Source organism: Akkermansia sp. KLE1798 (assembly GCF_001580195.1).
GTDB lineage: Bacteria > Verrucomicrobiota > Verrucomicrobiia > Verrucomicrobiales > Akkermansiaceae > Akkermansia > Akkermansia biwaensis.
In genome coordinates, this window is the sequence record NZ_KQ971081.1 from 416,214 (window position 1) to 427,007 (window position 10,794).

Sequence of the window (10,794 nt, forward strand, 5' to 3'; positions counted from 1 at the left end):
GGGTGAAGCATATTTTCCGGGGTTTTTCCCGGCGTCCCGTTAAAGCGATTTGCCGTTGGGCCACATCAGCATCCGTTTCAGGAAGCGTTCGTTGTTCACGGTTACCTTCGGGAAAATGCGCTTGCTGGATGCCTTGAGGGCGTTGATGGCGTCTTCCCCCTGGAGCGGCGTGCGGTCGGAGTCGTCGATGATGGAGCGCAGCCACGCGGTCTGCGGCATGGCACAGGCTTCCACGGCCTTGAAGGGCATGCGTTCCCTCCAGTTGGTGCCTCCGGTGGTGCCGGGAATGTTCAGGCGCTTGTTGATATCGAACAGGGAGGGCCAGAGAATGGCGGAATAACGGGATTTGGAGCGGAACAGGGCGCGGTACATGGCCGTCTTGATCTCCAGGTTCCAGTAGGACATCCAGGTTTCCGGCTGCATGCCGCAGTAGTCGGCAAACCATTTCAGCAGGCGTGCGCCGTCTTCCGCTTCCTTGATGATGTGTTCCTGTTCCGGATTGGCGGGAGTTTTAGGAACGCCCCCCATCCACAGATTCAGCTTGCGGGCGCGTTCGATCTTGGCATAACTGTCGTTCCACGTCTGCATGAGCGTTTCAAAATCATGCGTGCCGAATGCGGCGAAAGAGCATTCGTGATATTCCTTGCCCAGGATGATGGAGCCGTCCGGCTTGATCTCCCAGTGGGGAATCTTGAAGCCGGGAATATCGAGCTGGCGCATGTTCGGGCGCACGTAGTCCGGCACGCAGCCCAGGTCTTCCCCCACCACGCTGACGCCGGGGGCGGCGGACAGCACAAGGCGCAGGTACAAGTCCCCGTCCGCCAGATTCATGTTGCGTTCCCACGCCTGGTCGTCGCCGCGCGGCTTGAAGGCGGGCAGACGGCCTCCGGTTCTTTCGGCGGCCTGCTCCCGTGTCAGGGGCAGGAAAACGTCGTTCTCCGTGGGTTTCCACGGGAAGGAGTAAATACGGTAGAAGCCCAGGATGTGGTCGATCCTGTACATGCTGAAAATCTTGGTGCAGTACTTCACCCTGCGGCGCCACCAGGCGAAATTGTCCTGGGCCATCACGTCCCACTTGTACAGGGGAATGCCCCAGTTCTGGCCCCATTTGGCCGTAAACGGGTCCGCGGCATAATTGCCTTCCGCCGGAGCGCCGCCGCACCAGTCCGTATTGAACAGATGGCGCTCAAAGAAAACGTCGGAACTGGACAGGGAAACGCCGATGGGAATATCCCCCATCAGCTTCACGTTGCGTTCGTCCGCATAAACCCGGATGAATTCCCACTGCTTCTCGCAGAGCCATTGAAGCCAGCGGGAGAAATCCTTCTCTTCCTCATAGTCGGCGGCAATGGCCTTGGCGCGCGCCGGGTCCTGTTCCGGCCAGTGCCACCAGATCGCCGTGCCGAACAGGTCGCAGAGCACCTGGAAGCACACGAAGTCTTCCAGCCAGCTTCCCTGTTCCTTCACCCATTCCCGGAACTTGGGCATGATGCCCGCATATTCCGGCTTGGTCCGGAAATTGTGCCACGCGCCGCGCAGAATCCACATCTTCCAGGAGCGTACCTTGGGATAGTCCACCAGGTCCGGGCCGGAAGGCTGTTCCCAGGGCGGCGTGTCTCCCGTCTCGTTAAAGACGCGTTCCTCCAGGCCGGGTATGGTCCAGGGTTCCAGGGAAAGGTACAGGGGTTCCAGCGCAATGGAACTGATGGCGGAATAGGGGGAGGGACATTCGTCCCGGCCCAGGGCGTTGACGGGCAGCAACTGAAGAAATCCCACATGGGCGTCCGCCGCCCAGTCTATCCACTGGCGCAGGGCCGTCAGATCCCCGATGCCGTGGTCATTATTGCGGCGCAGGGAAAATAAAGGCAGAACGACGCCGGCTAGTCTCTTTTCTTCCATAGCAGATTTTCTGGTGCGAGCCTTCATCCGCCGTGGAACATGGTTCGGAGACAGGCTGGAAAAGAAGGTAGCATTCCAAAGGGGAAAGCGGCAAGTCTAATGCGCATGCATACGCCCTGATGTGTGGCAGTGTCATGAGCGGCTTATGAAGGAGGGTGGAGCATGAAATTTCTGCTTTCCTAGGACGGGGACTGTGACTATGATGCGGGACAATGAAACTTGCATTGCTTCCTTCCGCTCTGTTGCTGGTGCTGGCATCCTGCAGTACGAACAAGCACGTGAATCCGTGGGAACGCCAGAGTTCCGCCCTTGACCCGGTAGGCATCACATCCAAGAAAATGGCGGCGAAGGCCAATGCGGAACAGGCTGTTTACAAGCCGGGGGATTCCGTCACCTTCAAGAAGGAAAAACTGGTGGTATTTGAGCAGAATCCCGAGAACAGCTTCTCCACCAGCGGGAAAGTCATGAGCGGGTCCGGTTCCGCGAAAGTGCTTGTCTGCGGTGAACTGTTCGCCAAGGTGGAATTTGAGGACGGGCGGCAGGGATATGTAAGTCTTTCGGAAATCGTCAATCCGCAGGAAGCCATGGGATTCTTCCCCGTTTCCGGTACCGATATGTTCGGCCAGGAAGGCGGTCTGCTGCCGCTGCCCGCCAATATGGGCGCCGTCAGTCCGGAAGCCGCAGCCGCTTCCCGGGAACTGGATTTGAATACTTCCCTGGTCCCTGTCCAGCCGGGAAATTCCGGTTCTCCGGCTCCCTCCGTCATTCCCCGCCCGTCGCCCGCACCTGTGGAAAACATGCCGCTGCCCGAATCCAGCGTGAAGCAGTGACGCTCCTTTGGGGCAGAGATGGAGCATTCAGAGACTGACTGCTGAAGATTGCGGAAAGCCGCAGTATTTGGAAAAAGCGGCTTTCGGTCTTTAGTATTTAATCTTCAGTATTTGAATCCAGCCGCCTTAGGCGGTTATTCCGCCGTCAGCTCATAGGCCACGGCATCCGTCACCGTGACCGTTGCAAATTCGCCCACGGGCAGTGTGAGGGGGACGGAAACGGTTCCGTCAATGTCCGGGGCGTCCCACTCCGTTCTGGCCGTGCCGGGAGCATCTACCAAAACCCGGATTTGCCGGCCGATCTGCTTTTGGCCGATCTCCGAGGCAATACGCGTGAGAAGCATGGTCGCCTCATTGTAGCGGCGCGCCTTCGTGCGGTGGTGGACCTGGTCGGGCATGTTGTAGGCCCTGGTTCCCTCTTCCCGTGAAAAGGTGAAAATGCCGGCGCGTTCAAAGCGGAATTCCTCGATAAACTCCATCAGTTCCTGGTGGTCGTCTTCCGTCTCTCCGGGGAAGCCGGTGATGAAAGTGGTGCGGATGGCGATGCCCGGAACGGCCTTCCGAATGTTCCGGAGAAGGTTGCGGATGTAGTCCCCGTCCGTCACGCGCTGCATGGCGCTGAGCATGTTGTCGGAAATATGCTGAAGGGGAATGTCCACGTACCGCGCCACCTTCGGGCTTTCTGCGATGGCGGCTGTCAATTCGTCGCTCCAGTGGGCGGGGTGGGTGTAAAGCAGGCGGATCCAGAATTCCCCTTCAATCGCATTCAGGGCGCGGATCAGGGAGGCCAGGGATTCCCCGCGGGAGGAATCCACCGCGCTGCGGCGGTTCGGGCGCGCGTCCGTCCACTTGTCCATGCCGTAGTACGTGATATCCTGGGCAATAAGGTTGATTTCCTTCACGCCGGCTCTGACCAGGGCTTCCGCCTCACGCACCACGTCCTCCTGGGAACGGCTGCGGTGGCGTCCGCGGATCATCGGGATAATGCAGTAGGCGCATCCGTGGTTGCAGCCCTCCGCTATCTTGATGTAGGCGGTGTGGGGAGGTGTCAGGCGGTAGCGCGGCGTTTCCCTGTCCGGAACGTACTTGCATTTGCCTTCCACGAAATTCTTGTTCCGCACGGTCCGGTTCATCACTTCCGTGATGATCTCCGGCAGGCGGGTGATCTGGTCCGGGCCGATAAAGGCGTCCACCTCCGGCAGCAGGGCGGGAAGTTCCTTGTGGAAACGCTGGGACAGGCATCCCGCCACAATCAGCTTCTGGTTTTCCGGATAGGTTCCGCTTTCCCTGGCGCGCACCACATCCAGAATGGCGTCTATGGCTTCCTGCTTGGCCTGGTCGATGAACGCGCAGGTATTGACCACCATCACGTCCGCCAGTTCCGCGTCCGGCGTCATCGTCATGCCCGCCTTCTGCAGGTGGCCGATCATGATTTCGGAATCGATCAAATTCTTGGGACAACCCAGGGAAATGAGTCCAACGGTGAGAGACATGGCAGTAGTGGAAAAGAGTGATGCGGATTATTCCCCGGCGGGGGATTCGTCCCTGACGACGACGAGGTCGAACGGACGTATGTCCACGACGCGCACAGGGGTACCCTTAATCAGTATGCCTTGTCGAGAGAAAACCTCGCATATTTCGCCATTGATCATGGCCTTGCCGTTGGGCTTCAGTTCCGTGACGGCGTTCCCCCGGTCACCGACCTGGACGCGCGTGATGCTCACGGCCTCCCCGGCGGGGCCGCCGCTTACGGTGGCGTTGGTCACGCGGCGCATCAGCACGGAATCAGGCAGGTACTTCATCAGGATGGTGATGACAATGGCGCCGCCCGTCAAGCCCAGCACCAGCTTCAGCAGGGGAACGCCCAGGACCAGGGCGACGGTGTTGAAGTCTTCCCACTGGCCTCCGCGGATGACGTTATCCCATTCCCAGGAACTGATCATGCCGCCGAACAGCGCCAGGAAGATGCAGATGCCGCCCGCAATGGCGGCGATGAACGTGCCGGGAATGACGAAAAACTCCACGCACAGCAGAATGACCCCCAGCACGAGCAGGGCGGCCGTTTCATATCCGGCCAGGTTCCCGGCGATGTTGTTGCCGAAAAAGAACAGGGCGAACGCGGCAATGGCCACGATGCCCCCGATGCCGAATCCCGGTGTCTTGAACTCCATGTAAATGCCGCCGATGCCCAGCAGAATCAGGAGGGGGGAGGCCCACGCAATCCACAGGCCGATCTTTTCAAAGGCGGTAGGCACTGCCGTGACCACGGGGGCGTCCACTTTCTCCTGCGCCAGCAGGTCCGCCACGGAGGTGGCCGTTCCCTGGGCCAGCAGGGGCTTTCCGTCATCCAGCCGGGTGGCGGCCTCCTTGCCCGTCAGGGTCAGCAGGGCTCCCTTTTCCAGCTTGACGGGGCCGAACTCCTGCGCCTCTTCGGACGAAATCATCATGGCCTTGATCACTTCCGGGCGGTATCCCTTCTCCGTCACTACGGAGCGCGTGAAGGCCCAGAAGGCGCTCTCCGCCTTCTTGCGCGTCACGGGGTCCATCTCCTCCCCGGAGGAGGTGATGATGCCCGCCGCCCCGATGGAGGAAACGGGAGCCATATAAATCTTGTCGCACGCCGCGGAAATGAGGGCCCCCGCGGACATTGCCTTGGGGTTCACATAGGCATAGGTGGGGATGGTCAGCGGCTGGATGCTCTTCATCATCATTTCGCTGGTTTCCCAGGCCAGGCCGCCGGGCGTGTTCATCTCAAACACCACGGCGCGGGCCTGTTCCTTCTGCGCCCGTTCCAGAATGCGGTTCATGAAGCCGAAGCTCTGCTTGCTGGTCAGGGCGTCCTCCCCCACGGGGATGAGGACAACCTTGTCGCGGAAAGATTCTTTCGCGGCCGCCCGGAACGGAGCGCCCGCAAACAAGGCGAGAAAAGCCAGCAACAGGAGGTGGATGTGCTTCATGGTGAAATGCTATCACGGCGGGTCTTTTTTCTCAATGGGGAAATGCATCCTCCCTGCCATGGTGGCTGCGTGGGAAATGGCGGCTTCCGGAAAACAGGCAGGGTCCGGAAACCGGATGCGGGTCCGGTTTTAAAGGAGCGCAAGCTGAGGTTCGGGATGATTCAAGCGCCTGATGGAAGGAGCTTCTCTTCTGTCTCCTTGTATCAAGCCGGTTCTTGTGATAGTCTGGGCGGGTCGTATGGGAAGGATTGATGAAGACAGCATCAGGCGCGTTCTGGAAGCCACTGACATTGTGGATGTGGTGGGCTCCTATCTGTCCCTGAAGCGCGCCGGGTCCCGCTGGAAGGCATGTTGCCCGTTCCATAATGAGAAAACGCCGTCCTTCATTGTGGACCAGACCAGGCAGAACTTCAAATGCTTCGGCTGCGGGGAAGGAGGGTCCGCGATCACCTTCGTGATGAAGATGGAAAACCTGGGTTTTGCGGATACGGTTCGGCGTCTGGCGGAAAAGGCGGGTATCACGCTTGTGGAGGAGGTGTACGACGCCGCGGAGGAAAAACGCCGCAAGGCGCGCACGGCCCTGCTGGTAGCGCACAAAAAGGCGGCGGATTTTTTTCACAAGCTTCTCCTGCGCTCTCCAAAAGCGGCGGAAGCCAGGGCCTACCTGAATTCCCGCGGCTACGGCGCGGAGATGGCCAAACGCTGGCAGGTGGGCTGGGCTCCGGATTCCTCCCGCGAGTTCCTGGCATGGGCGAGGAAGGAAGGAATTGCGGACCAGGTGCTGATTGACTCCGGCCTTGCCAACCGGGGGGAACGCGGGGATATCTACGCCCGTTTCCGGGACAGGCTCATGTTCCCAATCAACAACGTGTACGGAGAGTGCGTGGCCTTTTCCGGCCGCATTCTGAGGCCCCAGGAGAATGCAGGCAAATACGTCAACTCCCCTGAAACGGCCATCTTTAAGAAGGGGGACGTCGTGTTCGCTCTGGACAAGGCCCGCGGTCCGATGGGCAAGAGCGGAAAGGCCCTGCTGTGCGAAGGGCAGATCGACGTCATCGCCTGCCATGAAGCCGGGCTGTCCTTTGCCGTCGCTCCGCTGGGAACGGCATTTACGCCGGAGCATGCCCGGACGCTTTCCCGTTATGCGTCCCAAATTGTGCTGTGTTTTGACGCGGACAAGGCGGGTATGTCCGCGGCGGACCGCGCCTTCCGGGAACTGGCCCCCCTGGGCAAGGATGTTTATCTCGTGAACCTGCCGCCGGGAGACGACCCGGATTCCTTCATGAAGAGGGAAGGGCGGGAATCTTTTACGGCGATGGTGGAACAGGCCAGGCCCTTCTTCGAGGTGCGCGTGGAGCGTGCCAAAAGCCAGGGACTGCTGGAAGACGCAGGAGCCAGCGCCTCCTTTGCGCGGGACATGACGGCCCTGCTGGCCTGCATGAGTGATCCGGTGGCCCGTGACCTGGCCACGACGGACCTCGCCACCCGGATGCGCATGACCATCGGCAATTTGCGCAGCGCCGTGAAGACGGCCGGACGCCGCAAGGAGCGCGAACAAGTGCGTGCCGCGGACCGGGCCGGGGAAGCTGCCGGAAATGCGCCGGAAGAACTGCCGCCCGTAAAGATGAACCGCGCCGTGGCCGTTTTATGCGAACTGGCCCTGCAGAATACGCAGGCGCAGGAGCTGATCGTGGACCGCATTGAAGAATTGCTGGAGCCGATGCGCCTGCTGCCGGGCGGGGGCATCCTGAAAAAAATCCTGGCCCGCATGCCGAAGCCGGACAATCCGGCCTCCATCCACGCGTTTCTGGAATCCCTGCCTCAGCCGGAGAAGGACGCCCTGGCCATGCTCAGTCTGGACCCTATCCCCATTGCGGACGTAAGCCGGTGCGTGCAGGAGGCCTGTTCCGGCATCGCAAAGGCGGCCCTGGAAAAGCACATTGCCTCCCTGATGGCGGAAATTGCGGACCCCTCCACGGATGCTTCAAGAAGGGTGGAATTATCGAAACTTAGTGTTGACTTGAAACGTCTTTTGGGTACAATGTAACGCCTCGATACCTGCGGGTGTTGATATAATGGTGAATTGTGCCCTCTTCCTTTCAAGATATGTCCAAATCCGGTGACCCATCCTCCTCTTCTCCCAAGAAGACCTCTGCCAGCAAAAAAGCTTCCGAAACCAGGGAAAAAGTAGCGGCCAAACCTGCCGCCAAAGCTTCCAAACCCGCCCCGAAGGCGGCTCCCGCCAAAAAAACTGCTGCCAAGCCATCCGCTCCTGCGGCTGCTAAAAAGGCGGCGCCTGCGGCTAAATCCACGGCCAAGGCTCCCAAGGCGGTGCCTGCTGCTTCCGCCGCCAAACCCGCGGAAAAGAAGGCCCCGGCCAAAAAGGCCGCTCCCGTTCCCGCCAAGAAGGCCCCCGCAAAAGCGGCAGAAAAGAAGCCGGCGAAACCTGCCAAACCCGCGTCCAAGCCTTCCAAGAATGAAACTCCCAAAAAATTGAGCGAAATTCTGGAAGAGGAACGCAAGAAGGCCGCCAGCCGCAAGATTACGAACCCGATTGACGCCCCGGAAATCCAGGAAAAAATCCGCGAACTGATCAAGCTTGCCAAGGAACAGGGCTACCTGACCTTTGACGACATTAACGATTCCCTTCCGAACGACATCGTAGATCAGCAGGATTACGAGGCCATCATGGACCGCTTGCGCAGCATGGCGTTCGATATCATCGACGCTTCCGACGTGGACAGTTACACGGACCGCACCCGCATCAACACGGAGGAAGAGGATGAAGAGGAAAAGCTGGAAGCCAAGATGGACATTCTGGACGACCCCGTCCGCATGTACCTCAAGCAGATGGGGCAGGTCTCCCTGCTCACCCGTGAAGAGGAAGTGGCTATCTCCAAGAGGATTGAGGACGCGGAACAGAACGTCCAGCGCTCCGTCCACCGCTTCGGCTTCATCGCCAACGCCTATCTGGACGTGGCCTACCGACTGCTTGACAATGAGGAACGCTTTGATCGCGTGATTCTGGACAAGAAGATCGACTCGAGGGAACGCTACATGAAGGGGCTGGCCCAGCTTTGCGCCCAGATCCAGCAGACGCACCAGGACGCCTCAAGCGCCTTCCGCAAGCTGTACCGTAGCAAGGAAGCGGCCAAGGCCGTCAAGGCCCGCCAAGCTGAATTCGACAAAATCACCGGCGTTCTGGTGAAGCTGTTCGGCCGCTTGTACTTCAAGCACAAGGTGATTGAAGACTTCTGCTCCGTGATTGACGAAGCCCGCGACCGCGTGCTGCGCCTGCAGAAAAAGATTGAAAAAGACCCCGGCAACAAGGAACTCAAGGAGCATCTTGCGGAACTGGAACTGCGCATGTGGATGACGGCGGATGAAATGGGCGAAGCCTACCAGGAGCTCAGGAAATGGCTCCGCGAGGCCCGCAAGGCCAAGGATGAAATGGTGGAAGCCAACTTGCGGCTGGTCATCTCCATTGCCAAAAAATACACCAACCGCGGCCTTTCCTTCCTGGACCTGATTCAGGAGGGCAACATGGGCCTCATGAAGGCGGTGGAAAAATTCGAATACCGCCGCGGCTATAAATTCTCCACGTACGCCACCTGGTGGATTCGCCAGGCCATCACCCGTTCCATTGCGGACCAGGCCCGCACCATCCGCATTCCCGTGCACATGATTGAAACCATCAACAAATTGATGCGCGTTCAAAAGCAGCTGGTGCAGGAATACGGACGCGAACCTACGCCGGAGGAAATCGCGGAAGAAATCCACCTTCCCGTGGAGCGCGTGCGCTCCGTGCTGAAAATGGCCCAGCAGCCCATTTCCCTCCAGGCTCCGGTGGGCGACTCCGACGATACCTCCTTCGGCGACTTCATTGAAGACAAGGCGGCGGAAAATCCCATGGAAGAAGCCTCCTTCTCCTTCCTGAAAGAAAAAATCAAGGACGTGCTGGACACCCTCACGGACCGCGAACGCGAAGTCATTGAACAGCGCTTCGGTCTCCGGGACGGCAGTCCCCGCACCCTGGAGGAAGTAGGACGCCAGTTCAGCGTCACCCGCGAACGCATCCGCCAGATTGAAGCCAAGGCCTTGCGGAAGCTGCGCCACCCCACGCGCATCAGCAAGATCAAGGGCTTCCTGGAAATGACGGAATCCTGACCGGATTTGCGCCGCATGCCGTGCTAGGCTCACGGGTCATGAAGACCCGCCTGGCCGCGGTATGCGGCATTTTTATTTTATTGGCTTCCTGCTCAGGGAGCAAGGAATTCAAGCCTGAATTCAACCAGCCTTTGCAGCCCGTGATGCAGCCGGGCTTTGTTTATGTGGACCGGGTGGCCCCCCTCGTGCGGACCAATCTTAAATACGCCGGATATGACAACTTTGTGGGGCGTCCGCTGGACGGCTACCACGGCAAGCGGGCCATTCTGCGCACCCAGACGGCCCAGGCGTTGAAAAAGGTATCGGAAGACTTGTACAAACAGGGGTATCTGCTGGAAATCTACGACGCCTACCGCCCCCATACCGCCGTGCTGGACATCTGCAAATGGGGCAGGGATACCGGGGACCAGAAGATGAAGGCACGCTATTATCCGAACATTGACAAGTCCAGAGTATTCGGCGACCACTACGTGCGCGACTTCTCGGAACATTCCCGCGGCGTGGCCGTGGATGTCACCCTGCTGCATGCCCGCACGGGCAAACCCGTGGACATGGGAGGGCATCATGATCTGCTGGACCCCAGTTCGGCCACGGACAGTCCGCTGGTAACTCCGCAGCAGCGCAAAAACCGGATGATCCTGAAAACCGCCTTTGAAAAGCGCGGCTTCCTGAACTATTCCCCGGAATGGTGGCACTACCGTCTGGCCAATGAACCCGCCCCCTCCCTGCATTACTATTTCCCGGTATGGGACGGAATGGTTTCCAGAGGGTAGGGGAGGAACATTTTCCTGTTTTTAGAATTTGCTCCTTTTTTAAGCTGTTTTTTCCTCTGTAGAGTTTTTTCCTTGCCGGTGTTCATAGGGATTATAGGGATTATAGGGACCATTAAGTCCACCTTGTCCATTCCGTCCATTAAGTCCATTAAGTCCATTAAGTCCATT

General features: G+C 59.1%; 7 protein-coding genes. 4 read left to right on the forward strand and 3 right to left on the reverse strand.

Annotation, left to right across the window (positions count from 1 at the left end; all coding sequences use genetic code 11):
- Window positions 1-39 precede the first annotated feature (39 nt).
- Window positions 40-1,899, reverse strand: a complete 1,860-nt coding sequence (locus HMPREF3039_RS06580; protein ID WP_067571673.1) for a 4-alpha-glucanotransferase — start codon at window positions 1,897-1,899, stop codon at window positions 40-42.
- A gap of 212 nt (window positions 1,900-2,111) precedes the next feature.
- Between HMPREF3039_RS06580 and HMPREF3039_RS06585 the strand changes: the two genes are divergently transcribed.
- On the forward strand, window positions 2,112-2,729 hold the full coding sequence (locus HMPREF3039_RS06585) for a hypothetical protein (RefSeq protein WP_067571675.1): 618 nt from the start codon (window positions 2,112-2,114) through the stop codon (window positions 2,727-2,729).
- Window positions 2,730-2,863: 134 nt separating this feature from the next.
- On the opposite strand, the gene rimO is transcribed toward HMPREF3039_RS06585, so the two are convergent.
- Window positions 2,864-4,222, reverse strand: coding sequence for a 30S ribosomal protein S12 methylthiotransferase RimO (gene rimO, locus HMPREF3039_RS06590; RefSeq protein WP_067571676.1), 1,359 nt, complete (start codon window positions 4,220-4,222; stop codon window positions 2,864-2,866).
- Window positions 4,223-4,249: 27 nt separating this feature from the next.
- A complete protein-coding gene (locus HMPREF3039_RS06595) occupies window positions 4,250-5,686 on the reverse strand; it encodes an NfeD family protein (RefSeq protein WP_067571678.1) in 1,437 nt (478 codons plus the stop codon).
- 238 nt (window positions 5,687-5,924) lie between these two features.
- On the opposite strand from HMPREF3039_RS06595, the gene dnaG reads away from it, so the two are divergent.
- Genes dnaG through HMPREF3039_RS06610 form a run of 3 tightly spaced genes read left to right on the forward strand, consistent with a single transcriptional unit; the run spans window position 5,925 to window position 10,626 of the window.
- Window positions 5,925-7,733 carry a DNA primase gene (gene dnaG, locus HMPREF3039_RS06600; RefSeq protein WP_067571680.1) on the forward strand — a complete coding sequence of 603 codons (1,809 nt, stop codon included), beginning with the start codon at window positions 5,925-5,927 and terminating at the stop codon, window positions 7,731-7,733.
- 59 nt (window positions 7,734-7,792) lie between these two features.
- On the forward strand, window positions 7,793-9,853 hold the full coding sequence (rpoD, locus tag HMPREF3039_RS14545) for an RNA polymerase sigma factor RpoD (protein WP_067571682.1): 2,061 nt from the start codon (window positions 7,793-7,795) through the stop codon (window positions 9,851-9,853).
- 38 nt (window positions 9,854-9,891) lie between these two features.
- Window positions 9,892-10,626: a M15 family metallopeptidase gene (locus tag HMPREF3039_RS06610; RefSeq protein ID WP_067952006.1), complete on the forward strand. Its 735-nt coding sequence runs from the start codon at window positions 9,892-9,894 to the stop codon at window positions 10,624-10,626.
- Window positions 10,627-10,794 lie beyond the last annotated feature (168 nt).